This window comes from uncultured Sulfitobacter sp., from assembly GCF_947500075.1.
Taxonomy (GTDB): domain Bacteria; phylum Pseudomonadota; class Alphaproteobacteria; order Rhodobacterales; family Rhodobacteraceae; genus Sulfitobacter.
Genome location: NZ_CANMQS010000004.1, coordinates 153667 through 180033, shown reverse-complemented (window position 1 = coordinate 180033; position 26367 = coordinate 153667). Strand labels below are relative to the sequence as shown.

The 26367-nt window shown below is 60.8% G+C and carries 31 protein-coding genes; 19 read left to right on the top strand and 12 right to left on the bottom strand.

The window, feature by feature from the left end; genetic code table 11:
• Nucleotides 1-5: 5 nt before the first annotated feature.
• The 3 genes from Q1A91_RS13780 to Q1A91_RS13770 all read right to left on the bottom strand — a co-directional run bounded on the left by Q1A91_RS13780 (nt 6) and on the right by Q1A91_RS13770 (nt 4017).
• Nucleotides 6-524, bottom strand: a complete 519-nt coding sequence (locus tag Q1A91_RS13780) for a CoxG family protein (RefSeq protein ID WP_299878338.1) — start codon at nt 522-524, stop codon at nt 6-8.
• 222 nt (nt 525-746) lie between these two features.
• A complete protein-coding gene (trpB, locus tag Q1A91_RS13775) occupies nt 747-1979 on the bottom strand; it encodes a tryptophan synthase subunit beta (protein ID WP_299878335.1) in 1233 nt (410 codons plus the stop codon).
• An 88-nt stretch (nt 1980-2067) separates the two neighbouring features.
• Nucleotides 2068-4017, bottom strand: a complete 1950-nt coding sequence (locus tag Q1A91_RS13770; RefSeq protein ID WP_299878331.1) for an AsmA family protein — start codon at nt 4015-4017, stop codon at nt 2068-2070.
• Between the two features lie 63 nt (nt 4018-4080).
• Between Q1A91_RS13770 and rimO the strand changes: the two genes are divergently transcribed.
• From rimO to Q1A91_RS23700, 5 genes are all read left to right on the top strand, one after another.
• Nucleotides 4081-5457: a 30S ribosomal protein S12 methylthiotransferase RimO gene (gene rimO / locus Q1A91_RS13765; protein WP_299878328.1), complete on the top strand. Its 1377-nt coding sequence runs from the start codon at nt 4081-4083 to the stop codon at nt 5455-5457.
• Between the two features lie 173 nt (nt 5458-5630).
• On the top strand, nt 5631-5996 hold the full coding sequence (locus Q1A91_RS13760) for a hypothetical protein (protein WP_299878325.1): 366 nt from the start codon (nt 5631-5633) through the stop codon (nt 5994-5996).
• 55 nt (nt 5997-6051) lie between these two features.
• Nucleotides 6052-6435: a thiol-disulfide oxidoreductase DCC family protein gene (locus tag Q1A91_RS13755; protein WP_299878322.1), complete on the top strand. Its 384-nt coding sequence runs from the start codon at nt 6052-6054 to the stop codon at nt 6433-6435.
• 37 nt (nt 6436-6472) lie between these two features.
• Nucleotides 6473-6892: a hemolysin III family protein gene (locus Q1A91_RS13750; protein WP_367278681.1), complete on the top strand. Its 420-nt coding sequence runs from the start codon at nt 6473-6475 to the stop codon at nt 6890-6892.
• 45 nt (nt 6893-6937) lie between these two features.
• Entirely contained in the window at nt 6938-7093 is a 156-nt protein-coding gene (locus Q1A91_RS23700; RefSeq protein ID WP_367278680.1) for a hypothetical protein, read from the top strand.
• 48 nt (nt 7094-7141) lie between these two features.
• Here the strand turns inward: Q1A91_RS23700 and Q1A91_RS13745 are convergent, their stop codons facing one another.
• Nucleotides 7142-7492, bottom strand: a complete 351-nt coding sequence (locus tag Q1A91_RS13745) for a YigZ family protein (RefSeq protein ID WP_299879443.1) — start codon at nt 7490-7492, stop codon at nt 7142-7144.
• Nucleotides 7493-7504: 12 nt separating this feature from the next.
• Nucleotides 7505-8224: a M48 family metallopeptidase gene (locus tag Q1A91_RS13740; protein WP_299878319.1), complete on the bottom strand. Its 720-nt coding sequence runs from the start codon at nt 8222-8224 to the stop codon at nt 7505-7507.
• A gap of 146 nt (nt 8225-8370) precedes the next feature.
• Between Q1A91_RS13740 and Q1A91_RS13735 the strand changes: the two genes are divergently transcribed.
• From Q1A91_RS13735 to Q1A91_RS13675, 13 genes are all read left to right on the top strand, one after another.
• A complete protein-coding gene (locus Q1A91_RS13735; RefSeq protein WP_299878316.1) occupies nt 8371-8607 on the top strand; it encodes a hypothetical protein in 237 nt (78 codons plus the stop codon).
• Nucleotides 8608-8629: 22 nt separating this feature from the next.
• Nucleotides 8630-9508 carry a branched-chain amino acid aminotransferase gene (locus Q1A91_RS13730; RefSeq protein ID WP_299878313.1) on the top strand — a complete coding sequence of 293 codons (879 nt, stop codon included), beginning with the start codon at nt 8630-8632 and terminating at the stop codon, nt 9506-9508.
• A gap of 83 nt (nt 9509-9591) precedes the next feature.
• Nucleotides 9592-10050, top strand: a complete 459-nt coding sequence (locus tag Q1A91_RS13725; protein ID WP_299878310.1) for a universal stress protein — start codon at nt 9592-9594, stop codon at nt 10048-10050.
• An 87-nt stretch (nt 10051-10137) separates the two neighbouring features.
• The gene (locus tag Q1A91_RS13720; protein ID WP_299878307.1) at nt 10138-10698 is read left to right on the top strand and encodes a NifU family protein; all 561 of its coding nucleotides are present in this window, start codon (nt 10138-10140) and stop codon (nt 10696-10698) included.
• On the top strand, nt 10691-11401 hold the full coding sequence (tsaB, locus tag Q1A91_RS13715) for a tRNA (adenosine(37)-N6)-threonylcarbamoyltransferase complex dimerization subunit type 1 TsaB (RefSeq protein ID WP_299878304.1): 711 nt from the start codon (nt 10691-10693) through the stop codon (nt 11399-11401). The genes Q1A91_RS13720 and tsaB overlap by 8 nt, the downstream gene beginning before the upstream one ends.
• A complete protein-coding gene (locus Q1A91_RS13710; RefSeq protein ID WP_299878301.1) occupies nt 11398-11817 on the top strand; it encodes a GNAT family N-acetyltransferase in 420 nt (139 codons plus the stop codon). Before tsaB ends, Q1A91_RS13710 begins: the two co-directional genes overlap by 4 nt.
• Before the next feature lie 138 nt (nt 11818-11955).
• On the top strand, nt 11956-12951 hold the full coding sequence (locus Q1A91_RS13705; RefSeq protein WP_299878298.1) for a BMP family ABC transporter substrate-binding protein: 996 nt from the start codon (nt 11956-11958) through the stop codon (nt 12949-12951).
• Nucleotides 12952-14577 (top strand): ABC transporter ATP-binding protein, encoded by a 1626-nt coding sequence (locus Q1A91_RS13700; RefSeq protein ID WP_299878295.1) that lies wholly within the window; start codon nt 12952-12954, stop codon nt 14575-14577.
• A gap of 73 nt (nt 14578-14650) precedes the next feature.
• Entirely contained in the window at nt 14651-14824 is a 174-nt protein-coding gene (locus Q1A91_RS13695; protein WP_299878292.1) for a hypothetical protein, read from the top strand.
• Between the two features lie 25 nt (nt 14825-14849).
• Nucleotides 14850-15959 carry an ABC transporter permease gene (locus Q1A91_RS13690; RefSeq protein ID WP_299878289.1) on the top strand — a complete coding sequence of 370 codons (1110 nt, stop codon included), beginning with the start codon at nt 14850-14852 and terminating at the stop codon, nt 15957-15959.
• A complete protein-coding gene (locus Q1A91_RS13685; RefSeq protein WP_299878286.1) occupies nt 15959-16927 on the top strand; it encodes an ABC transporter permease in 969 nt (322 codons plus the stop codon). The genes Q1A91_RS13690 and Q1A91_RS13685 overlap by 1 nt, the downstream gene beginning before the upstream one ends.
• A 101-nt stretch (nt 16928-17028) precedes the next feature.
• Complete coding sequence (locus Q1A91_RS13680) at nt 17029-17943, top strand: sulfite exporter TauE/SafE family protein (protein ID WP_299878283.1); 915 nt, start codon at nt 17029-17031, stop codon at nt 17941-17943.
• Nucleotides 17943-18701, top strand: coding sequence for a TIGR02186 family protein (locus Q1A91_RS13675; RefSeq protein ID WP_299878280.1), 759 nt, complete (start codon nt 17943-17945; stop codon nt 18699-18701). The genes Q1A91_RS13680 and Q1A91_RS13675 overlap by 1 nt, the downstream gene beginning before the upstream one ends.
• Nucleotides 18702-18718: 17 nt before the next feature.
• Here the strand turns inward: Q1A91_RS13675 and Q1A91_RS13670 are convergent, their stop codons facing one another.
• From Q1A91_RS13670 to Q1A91_RS13640, 7 genes are all read right to left on the bottom strand, one after another.
• The gene (locus Q1A91_RS13670) at nt 18719-19414 is read right to left on the bottom strand and encodes an SDR family oxidoreductase (RefSeq protein WP_299878278.1); all 696 of its coding nucleotides are present in this window, start codon (nt 19412-19414) and stop codon (nt 18719-18721) included.
• Nucleotides 19411-20952: an ATP-dependent RecD-like DNA helicase gene (locus Q1A91_RS13665; protein ID WP_299878275.1), complete on the bottom strand. Its 1542-nt coding sequence runs from the start codon at nt 20950-20952 to the stop codon at nt 19411-19413. The genes Q1A91_RS13670 and Q1A91_RS13665 overlap by 4 nt, the downstream gene beginning before the upstream one ends.
• A 41-nt stretch (nt 20953-20993) precedes the next feature.
• Complete coding sequence (locus tag Q1A91_RS13660; RefSeq protein WP_299878272.1) at nt 20994-21629, bottom strand: acyl-homoserine-lactone synthase; 636 nt, start codon at nt 21627-21629, stop codon at nt 20994-20996.
• Nucleotides 21630-21771: 142 nt separating this feature from the next.
• Nucleotides 21772-22491: an autoinducer binding domain-containing protein gene (locus tag Q1A91_RS13655; RefSeq protein ID WP_299878270.1), complete on the bottom strand. Its 720-nt coding sequence runs from the start codon at nt 22489-22491 to the stop codon at nt 21772-21774.
• The gene (locus tag Q1A91_RS13650; RefSeq protein ID WP_299878267.1) at nt 22439-22645 is read right to left on the bottom strand and encodes a hypothetical protein; all 207 of its coding nucleotides are present in this window, start codon (nt 22643-22645) and stop codon (nt 22439-22441) included. The genes Q1A91_RS13655 and Q1A91_RS13650 overlap by 53 nt, the downstream gene beginning before the upstream one ends.
• A gap of 216 nt (nt 22646-22861) precedes the next feature.
• On the bottom strand, nt 22862-24142 hold the full coding sequence (gene ccrA / locus Q1A91_RS13645; RefSeq protein WP_299878264.1) for a crotonyl-CoA carboxylase/reductase: 1281 nt from the start codon (nt 24140-24142) through the stop codon (nt 22862-22864).
• Between the two features lie 118 nt (nt 24143-24260).
• Nucleotides 24261-25670 (bottom strand): 1-acyl-sn-glycerol-3-phosphate acyltransferase, encoded by a 1410-nt coding sequence (locus Q1A91_RS13640; protein ID WP_299878261.1) that lies wholly within the window; start codon nt 25668-25670, stop codon nt 24261-24263.
• Between the two features lie 117 nt (nt 25671-25787).
• Between Q1A91_RS13640 and Q1A91_RS13635 the strand changes: the two genes are divergently transcribed.
• Complete coding sequence (locus Q1A91_RS13635; RefSeq protein WP_299878258.1) at nt 25788-26327, top strand: GNAT family N-acetyltransferase; 540 nt, start codon at nt 25788-25790, stop codon at nt 26325-26327.
• The last annotated feature ends 40 nt before the right edge of the window (nt 26328-26367 follow it).

Genomic DNA, 26367 nt, shown 5'->3' with positions numbered 1-26367 from the left:
TGTTTTCAACCGGATACGATCTTCTTGAACCACCCTTTCTTGGGGGCGTCTTCGGATGTATCCGCGTTGTCTTCCGCGTCAGCAGGCCCTTCGATGGCCTGCTGGAATTTCTCAAAGAACTGGTCTGCCATCTTGCGGGCAAAGCCGTCGATGATCCGGCTGCCCAGCTGAGCGAGCTTGCCGCCGACCTTTGCATCGACGTTGTATTCAAGCAAAGTGCCGCCTTCGTCCTCGCTCAGGGTGACCTTGGCGGCCCCTTTGGCAAAGCCAGCCGCCCCGCCTTTGCCTTCACCGCTCAGCGTGAGGCTGTCGGGGGGCAGACGGTCTTGCAGCGTGACCACACCTTTGAACGTCGCTTTGACCGGGCCGACCTTTTGCACCACCGTTGCAGTGAACCCGTCATCGGCGGAGCCTTCCAGCGACTGGCACCCCGGCACACATTCTTTCAGGACGTCGGGGCTTAACAAAGCCGCCCAAACCGTATCGCGGTCGGCTGCGATCACGCGGGAGCCTGTCATTTCCATAGGTTGAATCCCTCCAAAGGTGTATCTGCCTGGCGTCAGTCTGCAACATTAGACTGCCGTGATCAAATGCCAGATCACCCTAGAATGGAATGAAAAAATGTGCGGGCCGCGCGGCAAACTGCCGCGATGGCCCTTGTATGGGAGTGTTCAATTATGGCGCGACTGATTGCGCAAACAGTCCCGAACCCCAACGCGCTATACCGCAAAGCGGGTTGCGGTGGGTCAGGCGAATTCGCCCATTTCAAAGCCAAGCGCTTTGGCGACGGTAAAGATATCTTTATCGCCACGGCCACACATGTTCATGCAGATGATGTGGTCCTTGGGCAGATCGGGCGCAATTTTCATCACATGGGCCAGCGCGTGGGAGGGTTCAAGCGCGGGAATGATTCCCTCCAGCTCACAACATTTCTGGAAAGCGGCCAGCGCCTCGACATCCGTGATGGAGACATATTGCGCGCGGCCGATCTCATGCAGCCATGCGTGTTCCGGCCCGATGCCGGGGTAGTCGAGGCCTGCGGAGATGGAGAACCCTTCGAGGATCTGACCATCGTCGTCCTGCAACAGATACGTGCGGTTGCCATGCAGCACGCCGGGGCGGCCACCGGTCAGGGAGGCGCAATGCTCCATCTTGGCGTTCACGCCTTTGCCGCCTGCCTCAACCCCGATGATGCCAACCTCCGCGTCATCAAGGAAGGGGAAGAAGAGGCCCATCGCATTCGAGCCGCCCCCGATGGCAGCAATGACCGTGTCAGGCAGACGCCCTTCAGCGGCAGTCATCTGCTCGCGGACTTCCTTGCCGATGATGGCCTGAAAATCGCGCACCATCGCGGGGTACGGATGCGGGCCGGCAACGGTGCCGATGCAATAAAACGTGTCGCGCACGTTGGTGACCCAGTCGCGCAGGGCGTCGTTCATTGCGTCTTTCAGCGTGCCCCGACCGGATGTGACCGGCACAATTTCAGCGCCCAGCAGGCGCATGCGGAAAACGTTCGGGGCCTGACGCTCGACGTCATGCGCGCCCATGTAAACCACGCATTTCAGGCCAAACTTGGCACAGACGGTCGCCGTGGCGACGCCGTGCTGCCCCGCGCCTGTCTCTGCGATGATGCGTTTCTTGCCCATGCGGCGGGCAAGGATGATCTGCCCCAGCACGTTGTTGATCTTATGCGCGCCGGTGTGGTTCAGCTCATCGCGCTTCATATAGACCTTGGCGCCGCCCAGTTCTTCGGTCAGACGCTCCGCATGATAGAGCGGGCTGGGGCGGCCCACGTAATGGGTCCACAGGTCGTTCATCTCCGCCCAGAAACTGTCGTCGGTCTTGGCCTTCTCATACTGCTCTTCCAGCTCAAGGATCAGCGGCATCAGCGTCTCGGACACGAACCGTCCGCCGAAATCACCAAAGCGGCCGTTTTCATCCGGGCCGGTCATGAAGCTGTTAAAAAGATCGTTGGCCATGGGGCGTCTCCTGAAAGTCTGATGTGCGTCTTAGCGCAGGCAGGCGAGGCGTTAAAGCGCCCATTGCCGTGGCGGTTGCGCGCAGGGGTCAGTCAAAGATCTTGAACAGTTCGCGTTTGAGTTTGTCTTCGACGCTGTCCTTCACGGCATCTTCAACCGATTGTCCCTCTTGCCGTTGCAGACCGAGTTCCTCTTGCAGCTTTTCCTCGATCTTGGCTTTGGCCCGCGTCTCGGCCGCTTTGCGCTCTGCGGCGAAGTTCAGATCCACCGCGGCGGAGAGGTCCGGTTTCACGCTTGGACCCGCCCAGGGGCCGCTGATGCGCACCGGGACCGCAAGGCCACGGTCCCCATTCACGCGCAGGGCCTTGGGCACCACCGTGTAGTCCAGCGTTTGCGCACCGAGGTTAATCTGCCCTGATCCGGTGGTGTTGAAGTTCGGCAAGAGCATCAGCAGATCGTCATTGCGCAGAATACCGCCCGCGATGGTGTAGCTGGCATTGACGCTGTCAAAGACGGTTGTGCCGCCTTTGACGTCGAAGGACCCCAGCAACTGGTCCAGATCAATCCCTTCGATGCTGCCCCGCCCCAGCGTGATCGCGCCATCGCCTTTGAGGGACCGCATGATCTGATCCACCGTGTTGCCCACGCCCAGAAAGGAGAGCCGCGCGTCGCCGGTGCCGGTGAACCGCGTCAGATCCGCCAGATCACTGAGCAGCGGATTGATCTGCACGCCTGCGGCAGTCAGCTTGCCGCCCACGGACAGCCCGTTGCCGTTGTTCATCACGAACTCCCCGCTCAGCCCGCCGCCATAGGCCGCCACTTCACGCAGGCCAAAGACCATGCGGGAGCGGTCGTTGGTGAGGTTGAAGCGGCTTTTGCCCAGGGTCAGCGCGCCCAGATCAATGCTGTCGGCACTCAGGCCGATGGAGCCGTTGAACGCGGCAAGGCCGGAGGCATCAATGCGGTCGGTGGGCCAACCTGTACCCGCGGCGGCGGCGGTATCCCCGCCGCCGTTGCTTTCGGCGTCCTCCGATCCTGTGAGGCTGCGCAGGTCCAGCGCGCCAGCGCTCAGTTGCGCGGTGATTTGCGGGGTGCCGTTGAGTTCCATATCCACACCGCCCCGCAGGGTGTTGCCACCCAGATCCGCCACCAGATCGCGCAGGGTCAGTTTGCGGTCCGGGGTCAGGGTCATCTTGGCGGTGACATTCGTGGTACGCCCCAACCCTTGCGGCAGGTCAACCGGCCCTGCCCCCAAAGCGTTGAGAAAGGCGCTGGTGCTGTCGGTCTTGAGCGTCATATCCGCTGCAATTGCCCCTTGCAGCGTGCCCCGCCCCGCGACCAGCAGGCTGCCACCGGGGGCCGCGATCTGCGCCCGCAGGGGGGAGATTTCGCCGGTCAGGAAGGTGGCAAAGCGTTCGATCCGCGCGTCCAGCGTGACGGGTTCGCCGTTCGGGTGCAGGCGCGCTGCGATGTCGGCCGCGCCGTTGATGTCCGGCCAGTCAAGCGACAGATCCACCCCTTCGTAGAAGACCCGGTCCGCGCCTTCGGCATCATAAATGAGCGTGGCATCGGTGATCGAAAGCCGTTGCAGGCTGATGGGTTGCGCGGTGCGTTCGGGGGCTGTCTCCGTCTCGATGGTGGCGGTGCCTGCGGCGTCAGAGAAGGACCAGCTGGTGCGGCCATCCGCGCGGCTTTCAAGGCGGATCGTGGGGCTTTGCGCCTCAATATTGGTGATGCGGATTTCTCCGCGCAGCAGGGCGCTGGCGTCCACACCGATCGCGGCAGACCTGGTGGACAGCATCGCGCCCTCTTTGGCCCAATCGGCATTGCCGACCTCCAGCCCTTCGGCGCTGACGCCCAGCACCGGCCAGAAGGTCATGCCCACATCACCGCTGATCGTCACCTCGCGGCCTGTGACCTTGCGCAACTGGTCCGTCGCGATCTGTGCGATCTTGTCCGCAGGCAGCATCAAAATGCCAACAACCGCGACGACAACCAGCAACACCAGCACGCCGATGATCCGTACAATCCACTTCATACCCATACTCTCCTCACCACGGGGACCTTTCGCCGCCCCTTTGAGTGCACTATAGCCCACAACATGAGCACAAACCCACCCGATCTGCGCCCCGACCTTGCCCCCACTGCCCAATTGCGCGACAGCCGCCGCGCGGGGCAACCTTCAATCGGCATGGTGTCGCTGGGATGCCCCAAGGCCCTGGTTGACAGTGAGCGCATCCTGACGCGGCTGCGCGCCGAAGGCTATGGGGTTTCGCCGGATTACGCTGGGGCGGATGCGGTGATTGTGAACACCTGCGGGTTTCTGGATTCGGCCAAGGCGGAATCGCTGGAAGCGATTGGCGAAGCGCTGGATGAGAATGGCCGGGTGATTGTGACCGGCTGTCTGGGGGCAGACCCGGAGTACATCACCGGGGCGCATCCGAAGGTGTTGGCCGTGACCGGGCCGCATCAGTACGAACAGGTGCTGGATGCGGTGCATGCAGCCGTGCCACCCAGCCCCGATCCCTTCGTTGATCTGCTGCCTGCAAGCGGTGTTAGCCTGACACCAAGACACTATAGTTATCTCAAGATTTCAGAGGGTTGCAACCACAAGTGCAAGTTCTGCATCATCCCGGACATGCGGGGGCGCCTGCAATCACGCCCTGCCCATGCGGTGCTGCGGGAAGCGGAAAAGCTTGTGGATAACTCTGTGCGTGAATTGTTGGTTATCTCGCAGGACACCTCCGCCTATGGTGTGGACATCAAACATGCCGAAGACCGGGGGCACCGGGCGCATATCACCGATCTGGCGCGGGATCTGGGCAGTCTGGGGGCCTGGGTGCGGTTGCACTACGTCTACCCCTACCCGCATGTGCGCCAGTTGATCCCGCTGATGGCGGATGGATTGGTGCTGCCCTATCTTGATATCCCCTTCCAGCACGCCCATCCGGATGTTCTTAAGCGCATGGCGCGGCCAGCGGCAGCGTCCAAGACCCTGGAAGAAATAGCCGCCTGGCGGGATGTTTGTCCTGACATCACACTGCGCTCCACCTTTATTGTCGGATATCCGGGCGAGACGGAAGAAGAGTTCCAGACGCTGCTGGATTGGATGGACGAAGCGCAACTGGACCGCGTGGGGTGCTTCCAATACGAAAACGTCGATGGCGCGCGGTCGAATGCGTTGCCGGATCATGTCCCTGCCGAGATCAAGCAAGACCGCTGGGACCGCTTCATGGCAAAGGCGCAGGCAATCTCGGAAGCAAAGCTGGCCGCGAAGGTGGGTCAGGTTGTGGATGTTATTGTGGATGAAATTGACGAGGACGCCGCGACCTGCCGCACCAAGGCCGACGCGCCTGAGATTGACGGGAACCTGTTTATCGATGAAGGGTTTGCAGATTTGTCCGTTGGGGACATTGTTCAGGTCGAGGTGGATGAAGCTGGGGAATATGACCTGTGGGGGCGTTTGGCCAAATCCTGATGGCGATCCTTTATATCCATTAAAACAGAATGTTATCCGCATTACTTAAAGTCACAAAACCCCTGTGGATAATTTTATCCACAGGGGTTTTGATCTACCTTCTCTGCAAGCCTCTTGATTTAGATTCGGATATGTTCTACTTATGTTCTCCCTTCAGACAGAGGAGAACGCGCATGTCTTTGCAACCGCAGTTTCCAGGTATTTTCGCCCCCGGCAAAGGGGCCGTTCCGGTGCAGGACGATCTGCCTTTGCCGCAGCCTGTGGCGGCGACGGACAAACAGGTCAGCTATGCCCGCGTGCTTGCGGCACGGTCGGGCACGCGGATGCCAGCGGGGATCGAGGGTGATCGTGCTGCCCTGTCCAAGTGGATTGACCGGCAGAAAGCCGCGCCTGTGGGGAAATTCGGCAATTACCCCTCCTCCAAGCAGGTGGCTTTTGCCGAACGGATCGCACGGCTGAAACGCGCGGACGTTCCGCCGGAGTGTTTCCGCGACCGCACCCTGATGTCGCGCTGGATCGACAGCAACAAGCCACGCTAGGGGCGTGGCGAAGTGTCCGGGGTGACTTGGCCCTGCGCGCCCCTATCTCCGGCTCATGAGCAAAGAAACCGAAGTCCTTTACAACGCCGCCTGCCCCGTCTGCCGACGGGAAATCGAACATTACGAGAAGATCACAACGCGGGACGCCCTGCCGATCCGGTATGACGATCTGGGCGATGTGGAGACCCTGAACCGCTGGGGCATTGATTCCGACGCAGCCGCCCGGCGTCTGCATGTTCGCAAAGAGGGGCAGACCTACGCGGGCATACCGGCCTTTGTGGTGCTGTGGCAGGAAATCCCGCAATGGCGGTGGTTGGCACGGCTGGTCGCGCTGCCGGGCATCTATTGGGTGGCCAACAAGGTCTACGATCACGTGCTGGCGCCTGCGCTTTACCGGTGGCACGTGGCACGGCAGCGCAGGATGGGTAACTTGAGGTAAACACCAAATCTTAACAACCCGGTGCTAAGCTATTGATATGGCTTACCCGAACTCCCCTTCAGAGACGCTGGCAGATGGTGCTGTGCATTGCGCGGGGCTGATGATGTCGATCCCGGCCTGCGCGGTGTTGATCCACCATCTGATGCAGCAAGGGGCACCGGTGACGCCCGCGGCGCTTTATGCAGGCTGCCTGATAGTCGCTTTTGGGGCCTCTGCCCTTTACCACCTGTCGCCCAATGACCGCATCCGCCCGGTGCTGCACCGGATTGACCACGCAGCGATTTACCTCAAGATTGCGGGGACTTACACGCCTCTGGTCGGAGTGATCGGCACGGGGTTTGCCTATGGCGTGCTCGGGTTGATCTGGGTCCTTGCCGGGGTCGGGGCGCTGGCGAAACTGTGGTTCTGGCGGCCCAATGCAAGGGGGTCTCTGGCGCTTTATCTGGCGATGGGATAGCTGGCGGTACTGCTGATCTGGCCGATGTCGCAGGTGGTGCCGGGGATGGCTTTGGTCCTGATGGTGGCAGGTGGTCTGATCTATTCCGCTGGCACCTGGGTCTTCGCCCATCCGGGCATGCGGTTTCAGAACGCGATCTGGCATGGTTTTGTGTTGACCGCGTCAAGCTGCTTTTTCGCCGCCATCGCATTGAGCCTGTGACGCCTTACCAGTGGTGCGGCGCGTCTGCCTCCGCATGATGTCAATGTGTTACAGCGCCTCGAGATAGGCGCTGACACAGGTCTGCACATGTCGAAACCGGTCCCCGCCCAGATGCTTGCCACCGTACCAACGGGTCACGATGATCAGGTGATCTGACAGGCCTTCCCGCTCCAGCATGCGCAGGATCACCATCCCAGCACCGGATTCGCCATCATCGCCTTTCAGTGGCCCGCCCTCAGAAAGCTGCACGCCCCAAGTGTTATGCGTGGCCTTGGCGTAGGATTTTTCCCGCTTGAGCGTTTTCAATGCCGCGTCCACACCCGCGCGGTCCAGCACCGGCCCGCCGGACACGGCATATTTTGAGCCGCGGTCGCTCAATACCTGGCCCAGCTGGATCAGCACGCAGAGACCTTAAAGGCCCGCAGCCGTGCGGCGGACGATGTCGATCCGGGCGGCGTTGGGCGGATGGGTGCCCAGAAAGCGATCGCCGGGATCGGGGATGCGGGTAAAGAACTGCGCGCCTTTGACCGGATCATAGCCCGCGCGTGCCGTGATGATCGTGCCCAGCGCGTCTGCCTCCAGCTCAAATTCCTTGGAGAAACTACGCGCGCCCACCTGAGCCCCCACCTGTTGGGCCGTGCGGATGGCAGAGGCATCGCCGCCGCTGAGCGTGGCCAACCCCGCAGAAATCACGGCACCCACAACCGCGTTCTGCTGCTGACGCCCGATATGACCGGCGATGTGGTGGGCGGTTTCATGGCCAAGCACGAAGGCCAGTTCATCTTCGTTCCGCGCGTCAGCGATCAGCGCGAGGGTGAAGGCGACAATCGGGCGGCCCTGCGCGTCCAGCGTCTGGAATGCGTTGGCGGGCTGGCCGGGGCGGTCATCGACCACGATGTTGAAATCGCAATTCACCCCAGACGTCCGCGCCCGGCATTCCCGTTCCGCCACAGGTTCGACCGTGCGTACCACCCGCACAAAGCTGCGCGCGGCTTGCGATGCGCTCAGGCTGCGGCTGGCGGTACTGGCTTGTGCAGGTGCCTCTGCGGGCGGTGCGGTTTCGATCGGTTGCACGTCGCAGGCCGCAAGGGCGGCGGCAACGAAAAGGGCAATGGCGGCGTTCTTGAACATGGGGCGGTCCTTTGCCACGGGTAGCGGCGGAAATCGGTGGGGTCACTGGGCGTTGTTTTATCACGCTGCTGGCGCAGGGCCACCCCGTTCACGTCACTTTGAAAGCCGCGCTTGCAAAGCGGTGCGGAAAGCCGCAGGTTTCGGGCATGTTTACCATTGAACACGAATTCGACGCCACTGTGATCACGCTGGTGGATGAGGGCGCCACCCCGCTGCGCGAGGACATCACCGTGCAGGCATTCGACAGCGAAATCACCTTTGAACAATGGGATCCGCGCACCGATCAGGTGGCCAAGATTACCCTGTCGCCAGAGCAGTTGCGGGACCTCACGGCCGCGCTGAACCTGCCCGAAGGCATCTATCGCAGCGCCCCCGGTTCATAATCCCGCCAGTTGAGGAGCACCCATGGCTACCGGCACAAACATCAAGACCTATTACAACGGCGCATGGCATGACGGCGACCAGATGATCATGACGGCCGCCGACCACGGCGCATGGCTGGGCACAACCGTATTTGACGGCGCACGCCTGTTTGACGGGCTCGCCCCGGATGTGGAGGCGCATTGCGCGCGGATCAACCGCTCGGCCCGCGCGTTGATGATCACGCCGACGGTTGAGACGGAGGATATGATCGAGATCGTGCGCGAAGGTCTCAAGAGCTACGGCAAGGATCAGGCGGTCTATATCCGGCCGATGTATTGGGCGCTGGCGGGGGATGAGTTGGGGATTGTCCCACGGGAGGGCGCGACGGGGTTTGCGGTCTGTCTGGAAGAGATCCCGATGGCGCCGCCGGAGGCTGCAACGACGCTCACCCGCACACGGTTCCGGCGTCCGGTGCTGGAGGACAATGTGGTAAATGCCAAGGCGGGCTGTCTCTATCCCAACAACGCCCGGATGATGGTGGAGGCACGCAGCAAGGGCTTTGGCAACGCGCTGGTGGCGGATGCGATGGGGAATGTGGCCGAAAGTGCCTCGGCCAACGTGTTCATGGTCAAGGATGGAGAGGTCTTTACCCCCATACCCAACGGCACGTTTCTGGCCGGGATCACCCGCGCGCGGCACATGTCGAACATGGCGCAGGACGGGATCAAGGTGCATGAAACCGTGCTGAGTTTTGACGATTTCCACGACGCGGATGAGGTTTTCCTGTCGGGCAACATGATGAAAGTCACCCCCGTCAAAGCCTTTGATGACACCACATATGGCGTAGGCGACAACCAAAACCCCATCACCCGGCGTGTGCGGGAGATGTATTGGGACTGGGCCGCGTCGCAACAGGCCTGATCCGGCGCAGCATAGGTCCAGTTTCATTTCGAGATTGCGCGAGGGCTTCTTGCGCGCCATGATCGCCGCCAAGGGAGAAGATCATGCGCAAGTTCCTCGTTGTGTTGGATGACAGCCAAGAATGCCTGAACGCCATGCGCTTTGCCGCGCTGCGCGCCGCCCACACGGGTGGCGGGGTGGAAGTCCTGGCCGTCATTCCGCCGGAAGAGTTCAATCACTGGATCGGTGTCGGTGACATTATGCGGGAGGAAGCGCGGGAGCGTATCGAGGTGCATTTTGAGGTTTTTGCCAAGTGGATGCGCGACAAGCAGGGGGTTGATCCTGAATTGGTCATCCGGGAAGGCGAGGCGGTAAAGGAAATCACCCAGCAGATCGCGGACGATGGAGAGATCGGCGTGTTGGTCCTGGGTGCCAGTTCCGACACCAAGAAAGGCCCCGGTCCGCTGGTCACGCAGATGTCGCGCAGCGCGGGATCGCTGTCCGTGCCGATCACGATTGTGCCCGGCGATCTGAGCAAGGAACGGCTTGAGGCGATTACCTAGCCCGAACCACGTTTTAGAATCATTCCAAAGTCTTGACTCTCAGGGTTGCAGTCCGCATATCTGAGGGTAAGCAATGAAGGGCGCGCCATGTTCATCCAGACAGAATCCACACCTAACCCTGCAACCCTGAAATTCCTGCCCGGTCAGGCCGTGCTGGAAATGGGAACGGCTGATTTTCCGACGTCGGATACAGCCGATGGCTCTCCGCTGGCGACGCGCATTTTTGGGGTGTCGGGGGTTGAGGGGGTGTTCTTTGGCACCGACTTCGTCACCGTAACCAAAGCCGAGAATGTAGAATGGGATCACATCAAGCCCGCCCTGCTGGGCGCGATCATGGAGCATTTCCAGTCCGGTGAGCCTGTGATGGCAGCGGACCACACGCCCACCTCCGGTCATGCGGCGCATGAGGGTGAGGATGGTGAGGTTGTCGGCCAGATCAAGGAGTTGCTGGACAGTCGGGTGCGCCCGGCTGTGGCCCAGGATGGCGGTGACATCACGTTCCACGGTTTTGATCGTGGGATTGTTTATCTGCACATGCAGGGTGCCTGTGCGGGCTGCCCGTCCTCGACCCTGACGCTGAAGATGGGTATCGAGAACCTGCTGCGCCACTACATCCCAGAGGTGACAGAGGTGCGCCCGATTGCCTGACACGGGCTTCGTCGACGGCAAGAAGAAATGGCCAAAGGTCCTGACGTTCGACACGTCCGGGCCTTTTGTTTCTGTGGGCTGGTCTACGGAAAGCTATTCCGGCGGCACCGTTCATGACATGGCGCGCGGTCAGGCTGAGGCGCTGTTTCCCCTGCTTGAGACGCAACTGGCCGCCTTTCGCTGGACCTGGGAAGATGTCGACGTGATTGGCGTGGCGGTGGGGCCGGGGAATTTTACCGGCATCCGGATTGGTGTGTCAGCGGCACGGGGGCTTGGGTTGGCGCTCGGCCTCCCCGTTTTTGCGATCAACCAGTTTGAATTGGTGCATGGGCATTCTCCCCTGCCTGCCGGAACGCTGATCTCTGTCCCTGCGCCGCGTGACATGAGTTTCGTTCAGGGGGCAGACATGGGCGGCGCCCTGATCAGCGAGGGTGGGCGTTTGATTGATCCTGCCGACCCGCCTGCGGATTTGCAGCTTTCAGGTGGGATGGAGGTTGTCGGACACCGCGCAACGGAGATTGCGTCCCATTTCGAAGCGACCGGTTTTGACGAAACCTACGCCCCCGATCCGGGCCGCATGGCTGAAATGGCCGAATTCAAATACCTTGACGCTACCGCGTTTCCGCCGCGCCCCGCGCCGCAATACGTCAAAGCCCCAGACGCCGCCCCGGCACGCGATCCGGGTCCTGCGATCCTGGCGTGACAGAACCTGACGCGCTTGCGCGCCTGCACCGGGCCGCGTTTACCGTCAGCCGCCCGTGGCACGCGGCAGAGATTGCAGATCTGCTCAACGCCCCCCACGTCACGCTGTTCCGCGATCCCCATGGTTTTGCCCTGACCCGTCTGGTCGCGGGGGAGGCCGAGTTGCTCACCATTGCCGTGGACCCGGCGCATCACCGGCAGGGAATCGCGGAAACGCTGTTGCGGGACTGGCTTGCATCGCTGGAAGGCCGCGCTCAAACCGCTTTCCTTGAGGTGGCCGCAGACAACGCAGCGGCCCAATCGCTCTACGCCAAAATCGGGTTTGGCGAAGTGGCCCGCCGCGCAGGCTATTACGCGCGCGCCAATGCGACAGATGTTGACGCCGTGATCATGCGACTGGCCTTAACCAAAGGTTAATCACGCTTATCCACAGGATCGCTGATAAAAGCGGTTGACCCTGCCCCCTCCCTGCGCCCTAAATTGCTGCGATCTTTTGATCCTGGGCGGGAGGCCCTTTGGACCCTGCCCCAACACATGATAACTGGGAGACGACACATGACCCTTATGACCAAATTTATGGGCGCCGCTGCCGCACTTGCCCTGAGTGCCGGTGCCGCCCTTGCTGAGCCTGCGATCATTTTTGATCTTGGCGGAAAGTTCGACAAATCCTTCAACGAAGCCGCTTTCAATGGCGCGCAGCGTTGGGCAGAAGAGACCGGCGGCGAATTCCGTGAGATCGAACTGCAATCCGCCGCCCAGCGGGAGCAAGCGCTGCGGCGTTTTGCGGAATCCGGTTCCAACCCGGTTGTGATGGCCGGCTTTGCCTTTGGTGACGCGCTGGGTCAGGTGGCGGATGATTATCCTGACACGGACTTTGTCATCATCGACATGGTTGTCGACAAGCCCAACGTGCGCTCCGTTGTGTTTAACGAACATGAAGGTTCATACCTTGTGGGCATGATGGCGGCCAAAGCCTCCAAATCCGGCACAGTCAGCTTCATCGGCGGCATGGATATCCCGCTGATCCGCAAGTTCGCCTGTGGCTATGCGCAGGGCGCTATGGCGGCCAATCCTGACGTCAAAGTCATTGCCAACATGACAGGCACCACGCCGTCCGCATGGAACGACCCGGTAAAAGGCTCTGAGTTGACCAAAGCGCAGATCAGCCAAGGCGCAGATGTGGTTTATGCAGCGGCAGGTGGCACCGGTGTTGGTGTGCTGCAAACCGCCGCAGACGAAGGCATCCTGTCCATCGGTGTGGACAGCAACCAGAACTACCTGCATCCGGGCAAGGTCCTGACCTCCATGATGAAGCGCGTAGACAACGCGGTGTATCAGGCGTTCAAAGACGGCCCCGGCATGGAAAAAGGCTTTAGTGTCATGGGCATCGCCAATGGTGGTGTGGGCTATGCGATGGATGAATTCAACGCACCACTGGTCAGCGACGAGATGAAAGCAGCCGTGGATGAGGCTGCGGGCAAGATCGCCGACGGCTCGCTTGCCGTGCACGACTACATGTCTGATGACAGCTGTCCTGCCCTGAGCTTCTAAGTGGCAGATCAAACGACAGCGGTGCGGCAGGAGACTGCCGCACCCGCAATCGAGTTGAAGGGCATTTCCAAAGCCTTCGGCCCGGTACAGGCCAACAAAGACATCTCCATCCGCGTCATGCCCGGCACGATCCATGGGATCATCGGGGAAAACGGCGCGGGCAAATCGACGCTGATGTCGATCCTTTACGGGTTCTACAAGGCCGACAAGGGCGAGGTGTTCATTGGCGGCAAGAAGACCAACATCACCGACAGTCAGGCCGCGATTGCCGCAGGCATCGGTATGGTGTTCCAGCACTTCAAGCTGGTTGAGAACTTCACCGTTCTGGAAAATATCATCCTTGGTGCGGAAGACGGCGCGATGCTGCGCCCGTCGCTGGCCAAGGCCCGCAAGACATTGATTGAACTGGCCGAAGATTACGGCCTGAACGTTGACCCCGACGCGCTGGTGCAGGACATCGGCGTTGGCATGCAGCAACGGGTGGAGATCCTCAAGGCGCTCTACCGGCAGGCGGATATTCTCATTCTGGATGAGCCCACGGGCGTGCTGACACCGGCGGAAGCGGATCAGCTCTTTCGCATTCTGGGGCGGCTCAAATCCGAAGGGAAAACCATCATCCTGATCACCCACAAACTGCGGGAGATCATGGACACCACGGACACCGTCAGCGTGATGCGGCGGGGGGAAATGACGGCGACTGTGAAAACGGCAGAGACGTCTCCGGCGGAACTGGCTGAATTGATGGTGGGCCGTAAGGTCTTGTTGCGCGTAGATAAAGTGCCCGCGCAACCGGGCGATGTCGTGCTGGATGTCAAAGGTCTGAGGGTGTTCGATGACAAGAAAGTCGAACGGCTGCGTGGCATTGATTTACAAGTCCGCGCGGGCGAGGTTCTGGGCATCGCGGGTGTTGCTGGCAACGGGCAGTCGGAACTGCTCGAGGTGCTGGGCGGCTATGCGATTGGCACGGGCGACATCACCCTGAACGGCACCCCGCTGGATTTGTCGGGCCGCGAGGCCGACGGCAAGACAAGGCGCGCGCGCGGGATCAGCCATGTGCCAGAGGATCGCCAGCGCGAAGGTCTGATCATGGAGTATCAGGCCTGGGAAAACACCGCCTTCGGCTATCACGACGCGCCGGAATACCGCGCAGGGCTGTTGATGAACAACGCAGCCATCCGCGCCGACACCATTGAAAAGATGGCGCGTTTTGATGTGCGCCCGCCTGATCCGACACTGGCCGCCAAGAATTTCTCGGGCGGGAACCAGCAAAAGATCGTGTTGGCCCGCGAGATTGAGCGCAACCCGGACCTGCTGCTGATCGGCCAGCCCACACGCGGCGTGGACATTGGTGCGATTGAGTTCATCCATCAGCAAATCGTCGCGCTGCGCGATCAGGGCAAGGCGATCCTGCTGGTGAGTGTGGAGTTGGATGAGATCATGGCATTGTCGGATCGCATCGCGGTCATGTTCGACGGTCAGATCATGGGAGAGCGGTTGCCCGCTGAGACGGATGAGAAGGAATTGGGGCTATTGATGGCCGGGATCACCGACACGGACAGGCCGCATTCGATTGAAGAAGTCGAAGCGAATTTGGCGCATGCAGGCGCCCCGGAGAAGAGTGTTTAGGATGTCTGTTTACCCATCGTTAATTGAAAAAGTGCCAACATGAGTGTATATTTCAACAGCAACGCATTGGAGCATGCTCGAAATGACCATGGAAGAGCGCGAACAGCTCAACCGCAGGATGGACGCGGAAATCGGCAAGCTGATTGCCGAGACCGCGAAGATAAACAGCGAAAACCGCTGGTATCCCTTCGTGGTGGGCTCTGGTGTGACTTTGGCTATCGTCGCGATCGCGAAACTCTTCCTCTGACCTCCCACGCATGGGGGCATTCCCCATGGACGTGATGCCAAAATGGGCCGAGGTTATCCTCGTCCCGCTTATCTCCCTGCTGCTCGCGGCTTTCATATCCGCGCTCGTCATCCTTGCCATCGGCGAAGACCCCATTGCTGCGGCTGCCTTGATGATCGAAGGCGCGCTCGGCTCGGTCCGGGGTTGGGGATATACGCTGTATTATGCGACGAACTTCATCTTCACCGGGCTGGCGGTGTCGGTCGCCTTTCACGCGCGCCTGTTCAACATCGGGGGCGAGGGACAGGCGATGCTGGGCGGGCTTGGAGTGGCCTATGCCCTGCTCTACATTGCTTGGCCGCATTGGAGCATTGGCCTGATTGCCGCCACCGCGATGGCCGCACTCTTCGGGGCGGCATGGGCCGCGATCCCGGCCTACCTGCAAGCAAAACGCGGCAGTCATATCGTGATCACCACGATCATGTTCAACTTCATCGCCTCTGCCTTGCTGATCTACCTGATCAACGAATTCCTCAAGCCTGTGGGTCAATCCGACCCCTCCAGCGCGCGGTTTGCAGAACATCTGGATCTGCCGACGCTGAATTCCGTCCTGACGGGCATGGGCATCAAGGCCTCCAAGGATGACAGTGTGAACGTCACGTTCCTCATCGCGCTCGCCTGTGCGGTGGGCGTTTGGGTGCTGATGTGGAAAACCCGGTTGGGATATGAAATCCGTGCCTTTGGCCATTCCGAACAGGGTGCCAAATATGCCGGCATCAATCCGGTGAAGATCACCGTGATCACGATGATCATCTCGGGCGGGCTTGCTGGTCTGATGGCGATCAACACCGTCATGGGCGAAAGCGAGAAGCTGATCCTGAACTCCACTGAGGGGGCGGGGTTCATCGGGATCGCTGTGGCGCTGATGGGGCGGAGCCATCCGTTGGGCGTGGTGATTGCCGCGATCCTTTTCGGGTTCCTCTACCAGGGCGGGGCCGAGATTGCGCTCTGGACCTCGATCCCGCGCGAATTGATCGTGGTCATTCAGGCGCTGGTGATCCTGTTCACCGGGGCATTGGACAATATGGTGCGTATGCCACTGGAGCGGATATTCCTCGCCGTGCGCCGCAACAAGGCAGCGGGGCCAGCGGAATAATGGATTTTGACACGCTGATCCAACTGCTCGATTCAACCGTGCGTCTGGCCACGCCGTTGTTGCTGGCCTGCCTTGCAGGGTTGTTCAGCGAACGGGCCGGGATTTTCGATATTGGGCTGGAGGGCAAGATGCTGGCCGCGGCGTTCTTCTCCGCTGCACTTGCCGCGATGACGGGATCGGTCTGGCTGGGTCTTTTGGCGGGCATCGGGGCGTCACTGGTATTGAGCGCGCTGCACGGGGTGGCGTCGATCACCTTTAGGGGCAACCAGCTGATATCGGGCGTGGCCATCAACTTTCTGGCGGCGGGCATGACAGTGCTGATTGCGCAGGACTGGTTCCGGCAAGGCGGGCGCACGCCCTCGCTGATGGGTGGTGCACGGTTTGAGCCGGTCACCCTGCCGGGAGCAGAGGCCATGGCCGATGTGCCGTTTCTGGGTCCGATCTATGCGGAGCTGATCTCCGGCCATTCGATACTGGTTTACATGGCGTTTGCAGCGGTGCCGCTGACCTGGTGGATCCTGTTCCGCACGCGCTTTGGCCTGCGGCTGCGCGCGGTGGGGGAAAACCCGGCGGCGGTGGATACGGCAGGTGTGTCTGTCGTGGGCCTGCGCTTTGCCGCTGTGGGCATCTGCGGCGTGCTGTGTGGTCTGGCGGGTGCGTATCTGAGCACGGCGTTGCAGGCGGGTTTTGTCAAAGATATGTCTGCGGGTCGCGGGTTTATCGCGCTGGCGGCGTTAATCTTTGCCAAATGGCGGCCGTGGTATGCCCTTTGGGCGACGCTGTTGTTTGGGCTGTTCGGCGCGCTGGAAACGCGGCCTGACGTGATCGAGGCGGTCATCGGCATCAAGGTGCAAAGTGCGCTGTTGGGCGCCCTGCCCTATGTGATGACGGTGATTATTCTGGCGGGCTTTGTCGGCAAGGCCATTCCGCCCCGCGCGGGCGGAGAGCCTTATGTAAAGGAAAGATAGGCCCGCGGACATGAGTCCAGTTTCTGTGTTGTCGCAGTCCGACTTGCTGCGCAGCAGCGACGGCAGTTGATTTGACGCCCAGAGTTACGCTAAGGGATGCCATGCAAATCTACCTCCCCATCGCCGAAGTGTCGGTCAATGCGTTCCTCCTGTTGGGACTGGGCGGGCTTGTAGGTGTGCTTTCCGGCATGTTCGGCGTCGGCGGGGGCTTTTTGATGACGCCCCTGTTGTTCTTTATCGGCATCCCCCCTGCGGTGGCCGTGGCGACCGAAGCGAACCAGATCGTGGCCTCCTCCTTCTCCGGCGTTTTGGCGCATTTCAAGAGAAAGACGGTGGACCTCAGGATGGGCACGGTGCTGCTGATCGGGGGGCTGATCGGCGCGGCACTGGGGGTTGTGGTCTTTAACTACCTCAAGGCGCAGGGCCAGGTCGATCTGCTGGTCAAGCTTTGCTATGTCGTCTTCCTTGGCGTCATTGGCGGGCTGATGTTCTTTGAAAGCCTGCGCGCCATCCGCAACACCAAGAAGGGCGCGCCGCCCAAGCGCAAGAAACACAACTGGATCCACGGCTTGCCGTTCAAGATGCGGTTCCGGGTGTCGGGGCTCTATATCTCGGTCATTCCGCCGCTGGTTGTGGGGGTTGCTGTGGGTATTCTGGCCGCGATCATGGGTGTCGGCGGCGGGTTCATCATGGTACCTGCGATGATCTATCTGCTGGGTATGCCCACCAAGGTGGTGGTCGGCACATCGCTGTTCCAGATCATCTTTGTGACTGCCTTCACCACGATGCTGCACGCCACCACGAACTACACCGTTGACGTCGTGCTGGCTGTCTTGCTGCTGGTTGGCGGCGTGATCGGCGCGCAGATCGGCACCCGCATCGGGGTGAAGATGAAAGCCGAACAGCTGCGCATCCTGCTGGCGCTGATGGTGCTGGCGGTCTGCGGCAAGCTGGCGCTGGATCTGCTGCTGCAACCTTCCGAGCTTTACTCGCTCGGCGCGGCGGGGGGCCACTGATGCGCGCCCTGATCCTCGCGCTGGCGCTTCTGACGGCCCTGCCTGCGATGGCCGAAGAGGTTGTGCTGGGGTTGTCGAGCGATCAGGTCTCCATCAACACCAGCTTTGACGGGTCCGAGATCCTGATCTTCGGAGCGGTCAAACGGGAAGAGGCCATTGTGGATGAGCCGCGCCTGCAGGTGATCATCACCGTGTCAGGCCCGTCCGAGCCGATCACCGTGCGCCGCAAGGAAAAACGCTTCGGCATCTGGGTCAACACCGATGCGCTTGAGATCGACAGTGCGCCCAGCTTTTATGCTGTCTCCACCAGCACCTTGCTGGGCCTGTCGCTGAGCGAAACCGAAGATGTGCGCCACCGTGTCTCCATCCCAAGGGCGATCCGGTCTGTCGATGCCCCCGACACGATCTCTGACAGCGAAAGCTTCACCGAAGCGCTGATCCGAATCAAATCGAAGTCGAACCAGTACCAGCTCAACGAAGGCACCATCAGCGTGGACGAACAAACCCTGTTCCGCACCGCGATTGAGCTGCCTGCTGCATTGACCGAAGGGGACTATCAGACCCGCATTTTCCTGACGCGGGGCGGGGCCGTTGTCTCCCAATACGAAACCAGCATCTTTGTGCGCAAAGTTGGTCTTGAGCGGTGGCTGTTCACCCTGTCCCGCGAGAACGCGTTTCTTTATGGTCTGATGTCGCTGGCGATTGCTATTGCAGCGGGCTGGGGGGCTTCTGCGGTCTTCAGCGCTTTCCGGCGCTGAGACCTGGGGTTAGGACCCTAGCCGCGTCCGATGTAGGGCATGTTGGTGGCCATCACCGTCAGGAACTGCACGTTGGCGCCGTCGGGCATGTCCGCCATGTGCAGCACGGATCTGGCTGCATTTCCAACATCCATGGTGTCCATATCCGGATTGGCCTCTTTAAGTGCTGTGACAATCGCGCTTTCCGCGTTGCCAATGTCGATCTGACCGCAGGCGATGCCAAAGGGACGCCCGTCCAGTGACAGCGACCGTGTCAGCCCGGTAATTGCGTGTTTGGTCGTGGTGTAGCAGACTGAGCCGGGGCGCGGCACATGGGCCGACAGTGAGCCGTTGTTGATGATCCGCCCACCGCCCTGCGCCCGCATCCGGCCGAAGGCGAGCCGCGCGGCAATGAACATGCCATTGAGGTTGACCGACAGGACCTGCGCCCAGTCGTCCAGAGGAACCTCATCAATCGGTGCGGAAGGGCCAAAAAGGCCTGCGTTGTTGAACAGCACATCCAGATGGCCGAAGGTGTCAAACGCCGCTTCCATGGCTTGGGGGTCCGTCACATCTGCGGGCAAGGCGACAGCGTTTTCATGGGTATCAGCGATCTCATGCAGCAGCGCCGCCCGACGGGCGATCAGGCCCACGCGCCAGCCTTCGGACAGGAATAGCTCAGCCGTGGCGCGGCCAATGCCGGAACTGGCCCCGGTGATGATAATGCTCTTCATAGAAAGTCCTCCGGCTCAGGCGCATCAAGGGTCAGGGGGGCCGGGGCCGCGCTGCGCAGATCGTCCACCACCAGCGGCCCGCCCGGTTTCGCCAAACGGTTGCGCACCACCCAAATCAGACGCTCCTGCGCGCGGGTGATGGCGACATAGGCAAGGCGCTTCCACAGGGGCTGTCCGGCCTCCGAGCGGCCCATGCGGGCAGCGGCATAGAGGTCAGGGGCAAAGACCTGCACGTTCTCCCACTGGCTGCCCTGCGCCTTGTGGATCGTCACCGCAGCCCCATGCAGGAACGTGGCGCCCATGCGGGCAGCGAAGGGGATGAACGGTTCTTCTTCATCCGGCTTTTCGATCTTCACAATCGACGCGGCGGAAACCTGCGGGTCTTCGGCCCCCATCACATGCAGACGGCTGAAGCCGGGCTTGCGCCCTTCCCCCAGAAAAATCACCTGCGCGCCCTTGATCAGTCCACGGGCTTCCAGATCCAGCCGCTTCTTGCGGTGCTTCAAAGGCAGCTCGATCCCGTCACAGATCAGCGGCTCCCCGGCCAGCAAAGCGTCCTCTGGCGCGCCGTGCACAGCGCGGAAGGCGTTGATCAACCGGATGCGCGTCGCATTGCGCCAGACCAGCACCGGGGAGCGCGCCATCAGGTCCACCTCCACCCGTTGCCCCCAGACGACGCGGTCGTCCTTCGCGGCGGCTTCCTCGATCATCCGCTCGAACTGTTCAAACCCCAATGCGGGGTCGGCCAGCGCGTGGGCCAGATCAAGGATCGGGTTGTCCGCATCCTGCCTGTGGATCCGGTTCAGGCTCAGCACCCGTTTTTCGGGCAGTTTTTCGAAGACCATCGTGCCGGATTGGTTCACAGGCGCCAGCTGCGCCGGATCACCGAACAACAGCAGGGTCGGGAAGATCTCCTTGAGGTCCTCGAACTGCTTGTCATCCAACATGGAGGCTTCATCGACAAAACCGATGTCCAGCGGTTCTTCGCGGCGTTTCCAGCCGGTGATGAAATCACTGCCGCGCAGGCCCGCAGCGGCCAGGGCGCCGGGAATGGATTTGTTGTTCTGGTAAAATCCGAACGCCCGGTCGAGCGAGATTTCAGTCAGCCCTTCGATCTCCGGCCGTTCGCCGTTGCCCGCCAGCCATTCGGCGATACGTTCGTATTCCGGGTCATAGACCGGCGTATAGAGAATGCGGTGGATCGTGGTCGCCGGCACCCCGCGCAGACGCAGCACGCTGGCGGCTTTGTTGGTCGGCGCAAGGATGGCGAGCGTGCGCTTGTCCTTGCGCTTTTTGCTTTCATAGTCGCCGGAGACGACCTCAACCCCTGCCCCTTCCAGCGCCTTGTAAAGCTCGGCCAGCAGCAGGGTCTTGCCCGAACCGGCCTTGCCCGTCACCGCCATCACCTGATCGGTGTTGTCCCGTGGCGGCATAAGCAGGCTGTCCTCCAGATCAATGCCCGCGCTGCGCAGCATGTCGGCGACGCTATCGTGGGCGGCCGCCTGATCGTCGGAGTAGGAAATCGGGGTGGTGTTCATGGCGCGACATTAGGGGAGCCGCACGGGAGGGGCCAGCGCGATCAGCCGGTTTTGGCAAAGGGAAGAACCGGTGTCTGGCCAAACGCATGGGCGAACCAGCCGTGTGAGCGTGTCGGGCTGATCCCGGCGCGGGTGGCGACGCGGGATTGCGCGGCTGCGTCAAACGCCCAGAGGCCCACGCTGATCTTCTCCCGGCCTGTGCCCTGCGCGCCCATAACCTTTGGTGAGCTGCCGATCATCCGGTAAATCCGCACCATGCGGGCATCAAAAACCCCCACGAAATGCTTCACCCCAAAGCCCTGCATGATCTCACCGCCCCCCAGCATCAGCGCGGCCGCAACATGCGCCTCAGCACCGCGCGCCAGACAAAAGCGGGTGCATTCCCAGATAAGCGGGCTTCTGATCGGACCGTCCAGCAGATGGCCGAAGTGATCATTCACCATCACCGGTCCGGTGGTGGGCAAAAACCGCATGGAACCGCCGTGGCCACCCTCAGGTGTCTCCCAGATGACGTAGAGCGGGTTGAGCGCATCATAGGCGTCGCGTTCCTCTCCGGCGGCATCGACATCCACCTCCCAGCCCAGACGGGTTTTGAACTGGTCCGCCCGATCCCGGAACATGGCGCGGGCAAGGGCGGAATGGCGGTGCAACTGGTCGGCATAAAGGTAACGCAACATCGAAGGTCTCCGGCAAGGACAATGGAGGTCCCAGCCAAACCTTAACACGTTTAAGGATATCAGAACGTCGCGCGCGCGGATCAGCGGAAATGCGCAACATCCAGCCCCCAATCCGCCGAACGCACCGCCATGCTGGCCGCTTTCAAACGACGATCAAACCCTGCGACAACGCGCGCGCGACCGCGTGGGTTGTATTGAGTGCGCCCAGTTTGAAACGTGCGGATTCGATATAGACGCGCAACGTATGCTCGGAAATGGACAGCTGATTGGCCACCTGCGCGCGGCTGTAGCCGATGGCCAGATAGGTCATGGCGTCGACCTCTCGGGGGGAGAGCGCTTGCGCAGTTTTCTGGGCGCGGTTGGGGTCCAGTTCCAGCGCCTTTTCATTCATCAGATGGGCAAACAGGATCATGTCCCTGCGATGGGCGTCGATGTAGCGGGTCCAGACAAGATCACTGCACGTGTCATTGGCCGTGAAAAGGGCGAATTGCCCATTCGGACCGCGCACCGGGACGGAATACCCTTGCGTGCCAATACCATGCGCCGCCGCATCGGCGGCAAAGGCGCGAACGGCCTTGGAGGACCAGTCCAGCTGCTTCCACTCGACGGGATGAAACCTTTGGAAACAACCGCTTATCACGGGATCTATACGCAGATATTCCTGTTCGACATAGCGCTGTTGCCAGGTCAGCGAATAGGTCCCGCACCCGGCCTGATCGCCTTTGCTGTCGACCCAATGATAGGCGATATGTTGGATCTGGTAGAAATCCCGCAACGCCTCGGTCACGAGCTGTAGTCCGATCAATGCGTCAGCTTGCTCCAATGCCTCCAGGATAGATTCCAGTTGATGTTTCTGCGCCATCTTTTTGCCCCTGCAACCTCTCATCCTGAGAGGCGATTTCTGTCAGCGCGACCAGTGCTGCATCATCAAGGTGTTCTGCCAGTTGCGGCAGGTCACTTGATAAGGCGTAGGTTCTCAAATCAGACAGGACGTCCAATATCCACTCACTGCGCATGCCCAGCCTCTCCCTCAAATGGTTAATGATTGGTTAACACAACCTTAGCATGTGTGGACTTGTTCCATAAATTCACCGCTTTTCAGTCCCCTGATCTGGTGGGAGCCGTTTTCGCAAGTGATTGTTTTTATTCGTTGGTGGATTCTTGCAACAAAAAAGGGCCGCGAACCAGAGATTGATTCGCGGCCCTTTTGCGGTCGTGGTGTGGGTTAAAGGTTAGCTGCGGGCAGCAAGTGCATCCTCAAGCGTGCGCAAACCAGTTGTTGGTGCCTGCACAAGAACGGACATGTTGCCGGGCTTATGCTCGTTCCGCATCATCTTCATGTGGGCCTCCGGCAGGTCCGACCAGGTAAAGACTTCGGACATGCACGGATCAAGGCGCCGCTCCAGCATCAGCTTGTTGGCGGCTGCGGCCTGCTTGAGGTGGGCAAAGTGGCTGCCCTGCAAGCGCTTCTGGTGCATCCACATGTAACGCACGTCGAAGGTACAGTTGAACCCGGTGGTGCCCGCGCAGATCACAACCATGCCGCCTTTCTTCACCACGAAGGAGGAAACCGGGAAGGTCGTCTCGCCGGGGTGTTCGAAGACCATGTCGACGTTCACACCTTTGCCGGTGATGTCCCAGATCGCTTTGCCGAACTTGCGAGTTTCCTTGAACCACTCCGCATATTCGGGCGTGTTCACGGTGGGCAATTGCCCCCAGCAGTTGAAATCCTTGCGGTTCAGCACGCCCTTGGCACCCAGATCCATCACAAACTGACGTTTGCTTTCGTCGGAGATCACCCCGATGGCGTTTGCGCCGGCGGTATTGATCAGCTGGATCGCATAGGAGCCGAGGCCACCTGACGCGCCCCACACCAGCACGTTCTGGCCGGGCTTGAGGTCATGTGGCTCGTGACCGAAGAGCATCCGGTAGGCGGTGGCGAGTGTCAGCGTGTAGCACGCCGCCTCTTCCCATGTCAGGTGCTTGGGACGTGGCATCAGCTGCTGTGACTGCACGCGGGTGAATTGGCTGAACGACCCGTCCGGTGTTTCATAGCCCCAGATCCGCTGCGTGGGGGAATACATCGGGTCGCCGCCGTTACATTCCTCATCATCACCGTCGTCCTGGTTGCAGTGGATCACCACTTCGTCGCCGACTTTCCAGCGCGTCACGCGGTCGCCCACGGCCCAGACGATGCCCGCCGCGTCGGAGCCTGCGATGTGATAGGGCTGTTTGTGACCGTCAAAGGGGCTGATCGGCTGACCCAGCGCGGCCCACACACCATTGTAGTTCACGCCTGCCGCCATCACGAGGACAAGCACGTCCTGGCTGTCCAACTCCGGCACGTCCACGACTTCTTGCAGCATGGCGCTGTCAGGTTCGCCATGGCGTTCCCGGCGGATGGCCCAAGCGTACATCTGCTTTGGCACATGACCCATCGGGGGCATTTCGCCGACCTCATACAGGTCCTTTTCGGGTGCGTCGTACTGCGCAATGGTCGTGTCGAGTGCCATTGGGGCCTCCTGTGAACGTGATCTTGTGCTTTGTGCCGCGATGCAGAATCGGATCGCTTGCTTTCCAATATGTGTCAGTACGAAATAATGCAACACCCAGAGGGTCAATTTTGTAACTTTATGACCCAGCAGGTGCAGAAAGTTGCTTTGCGCCCGCAGCATTTGAAGGATTATGTCCCGAGGGTAAAAAATGCGCGATGGAGTTGGCATAGAACTGCACAGCGTCCTGTTCGCCCTCCATGACATGCCATGTGCCGTCGCGGTCCTCGATCAGGCCATGCTGCATCATATGGCGACAGGCGCGCGTGACCTCTTTGCTGATTGCGCCCGTGTCGATGGCGACGTTTTGTGCAGGCATCAGGGGGATCAGTTTTGCCACCGCCGCTTCCAGATCGGTTGCGGCAAGGGGCCCCTCCGCCATCAACGCTGTCGCGGTCAACGGAACGCCCAGCACGGGCATCACCGCCTCAATCCGCCCCATGAGCTCGCCGGACAATTGATCCACGTCCTCCACCTTGCCATATCCGCGCATGCTCACCGGTTCACCGAACGCGACGGCTGCGGTGCCGAACCGCGTGTCCGTCCCCCGCAGGCGTTGCCAGAATTTCCGCAGGATAAACGCCACCACCACGGATATCCGCGCGCCAAAGCGGCGATCCCCCCGTGCGTGCGCCGCGATCAGCACGCGGTCCTCCAGCACCCGGTCATAGTTGATTGCAACCGGCACAAAGACGATATCGCGTTCACCTTCCGGGTCGAACCCGTCCACCAGATAGCTGAGCAGCCCGACTTTGGGCGGTTGCAGCTTGCCCGTCAGGCTCAACCCTCCTTCGGGGTAGAACGCCTGCGTGTCGCCGCCATTGGTCGCCATCTGCACGTAGCGCGACAGGACCTTGCGGTAGAGCGCGCCCCGTGACCGGCGCCGGATAAAATACGCCCCCCAGAGCCGGATCAGCGAAGAGAGCGGCCAGACCCGCGCCCATTCGCCGACCGCATAGCTGAGCGTGGACGTCTTGGACGCCAGATACGTGACCAGCACATAATCCATGTTGCTGCGGTGGTTCATCACAAAGACCGCAGTGGAATCCTTGGGGATGGAGGCGAAAACGTCGTCATTCTGATCGGCTGTGCGAATACGATAGACAGCTTCGGCCAGAATCTTTGCCACCCGCATGGCAAAACTGAAATAGGCAAATGCCGAAAAGCTGGGCACGATTTCACGGGCGTATTCGGCGGCCTTTTGAAAGGCGACGTTCTCCGGCACCTCATTTTCGCGCGCGTAATTCGCAATCTCTGCCGATACCTCGGGATCGTAGATCAGCCGCTGCACCATGTCATAGCGCCGGGCCAGCTTGAACGGCTGGATGGGCCGCTTGAGCCGCTTGTTCAAACGCTCAACCGCGCGTTCGAACCGGCGGCGGAAGAACCAGCGCACAGAAGGCAGCAAAAAGTGGCTGAGGGCCGTCACAGCTGCAAACAGCACGATCAGGATAAAGAGCCACAATGGCAATTGAACGGTCTGCGTCATGACGCGCACCCTTGCAGTGCAGCAGGGCAAGGACAATATCAAAGTGGAGAATTACAAAGGACCGCAGCGCTGGAACATCACATCTCTCAAGGGTTTACGGATGCGGAGCGGCCGATTGTGGCAGAGCTCTACTGGGCTGCCTTCGCCGCGAAACTGCGTATTCCGCTGGGGCCAAGGAAAAAGGCGCTCGCGTTCTTTACAGAGAACATCAATCCAGCGTTTGCGCTTGTGGCCCGCGACGCAGGTGGCACGGTCCTTGGCGTGGCCGGGTTCAAGACCAGCAGAGGCGCGCTGACCGGTGGCGACCTGCGCGCCCTGGCCCGACACTATGGTTGGCTCTCTACCCTGTGGCGCGCGCCCCTGTTGGCATTGGTGGAACGGGATCTGGCCGATGACGTTCTGCTGATGGATGGCATCTGTGTGGCTGAAGCTGCGCGTGGCATGGGATTGGGCACCGCCTTGCTTGATGCGGTGAAAGAGACGGCGCGCGCCAAAGGGCTCAATTCGGTCCGGCTGGATGTGATCGACAGCAATCCGCGCGCGCGGGCGCTTTATGAACGTGAGGGGTTTGTCCCGATGGGCGAGGAGGACCTTGGCCCGCTCCGGCACATCTTTGGCTTTCAAAGCAGCACCAAGATGCTGTGCACCCTGGCGTAAGCCGCCGGTGCCGATATGGCGCTCTGCCACAGGTTCATGT

Bases quoted from the DNA above. Each gene is read 5' to 3' on its own strand.
- Q1A91_RS13780 (WP_299878338.1), bottom strand. From the start codon at position 524: ATGGAAATGACAGGCTCCCGCGTGATCGCAGCCGACCGCGATACGGTT.
- trpB (WP_299878335.1), bottom strand. From the start codon at position 1,979: ATGGCCAACGATCTTTTTAACAGCTTCATGACCGGCCCGGATGAAAAC.
- Q1A91_RS13770 (WP_299878331.1), bottom strand. From the start codon at position 4,017: ATGAAGTGGATTGTACGGATCATCGGCGTGCTGGTGTTGCTGGTTGTC.
- rimO (WP_299878328.1), top strand. From the start codon at position 4,081: ATGAGCACAAACCCACCCGATCTGCGCCCCGACCTTGCCCCCACTGCC.
- Q1A91_RS13760 (WP_299878325.1), top strand. From the start codon at position 5,631: ATGTCTTTGCAACCGCAGTTTCCAGGTATTTTCGCCCCCGGCAAAGGG.
- Q1A91_RS13755 (WP_299878322.1), top strand. From the start codon at position 6,052: ATGAGCAAAGAAACCGAAGTCCTTTACAACGCCGCCTGCCCCGTCTGC.
- Q1A91_RS13750 (WP_367278681.1), top strand. From the start codon at position 6,473: ATGGCTTACCCGAACTCCCCTTCAGAGACGCTGGCAGATGGTGCTGTG.
- Q1A91_RS23700 (WP_367278680.1), top strand. From the start codon at position 6,938: ATGGCTTTGGTCCTGATGGTGGCAGGTGGTCTGATCTATTCCGCTGGC.
- Q1A91_RS13740 (WP_299878319.1), bottom strand. From the start codon at position 8,224: ATGTTCAAGAACGCCGCCATTGCCCTTTTCGTTGCCGCCGCCCTTGCG.
- Q1A91_RS13735 (WP_299878316.1), top strand. From the start codon at position 8,371: ATGTTTACCATTGAACACGAATTCGACGCCACTGTGATCACGCTGGTG.
- Q1A91_RS13730 (WP_299878313.1), top strand. From the start codon at position 8,630: ATGGCTACCGGCACAAACATCAAGACCTATTACAACGGCGCATGGCAT.
- Q1A91_RS13725 (WP_299878310.1), top strand. From the start codon at position 9,592: ATGCGCAAGTTCCTCGTTGTGTTGGATGACAGCCAAGAATGCCTGAAC.
- Q1A91_RS13720 (WP_299878307.1), top strand. From the start codon at position 10,138: ATGTTCATCCAGACAGAATCCACACCTAACCCTGCAACCCTGAAATTC.
- Q1A91_RS13705 (WP_299878298.1), top strand. From the start codon at position 11,956: ATGACCCTTATGACCAAATTTATGGGCGCCGCTGCCGCACTTGCCCTG.
- Q1A91_RS13695 (WP_299878292.1), top strand. From the start codon at position 14,651: ATGCTCGAAATGACCATGGAAGAGCGCGAACAGCTCAACCGCAGGATG.
- Q1A91_RS13690 (WP_299878289.1), top strand. From the start codon at position 14,850: ATGGACGTGATGCCAAAATGGGCCGAGGTTATCCTCGTCCCGCTTATC.
- Q1A91_RS13685 (WP_299878286.1), top strand. From the start codon at position 15,959: ATGGATTTTGACACGCTGATCCAACTGCTCGATTCAACCGTGCGTCTG.
- Q1A91_RS13680 (WP_299878283.1), top strand. From the start codon at position 17,029: ATGCAAATCTACCTCCCCATCGCCGAAGTGTCGGTCAATGCGTTCCTC.
- Q1A91_RS13675 (WP_299878280.1), top strand. From the start codon at position 17,943: ATGCGCGCCCTGATCCTCGCGCTGGCGCTTCTGACGGCCCTGCCTGCG.
- Q1A91_RS13670 (WP_299878278.1), bottom strand. From the start codon at position 19,414: ATGAAGAGCATTATCATCACCGGGGCCAGTTCCGGCATTGGCCGCGCC.
- Q1A91_RS13665 (WP_299878275.1), bottom strand. From the start codon at position 20,952: ATGAACACCACCCCGATTTCCTACTCCGACGATCAGGCGGCCGCCCAC.
- Q1A91_RS13660 (WP_299878272.1), bottom strand. From the start codon at position 21,629: ATGTTGCGTTACCTTTATGCCGACCAGTTGCACCGCCATTCCGCCCTT.
- Q1A91_RS13655 (WP_299878270.1), bottom strand. From the start codon at position 22,491: ATGGCGCAGAAACATCAACTGGAATCTATCCTGGAGGCATTGGAGCAA.
- Q1A91_RS13650 (WP_299878267.1), bottom strand. From the start codon at position 22,645: ATGCGCAGTGAGTGGATATTGGACGTCCTGTCTGATTTGAGAACCTAC.
- ccrA (WP_299878264.1), bottom strand. From the start codon at position 24,142: ATGGCACTCGACACGACCATTGCGCAGTACGACGCACCCGAAAAGGAC.
- Q1A91_RS13640 (WP_299878261.1), bottom strand. From the start codon at position 25,670: ATGACGCAGACCGTTCAATTGCCATTGTGGCTCTTTATCCTGATCGTG.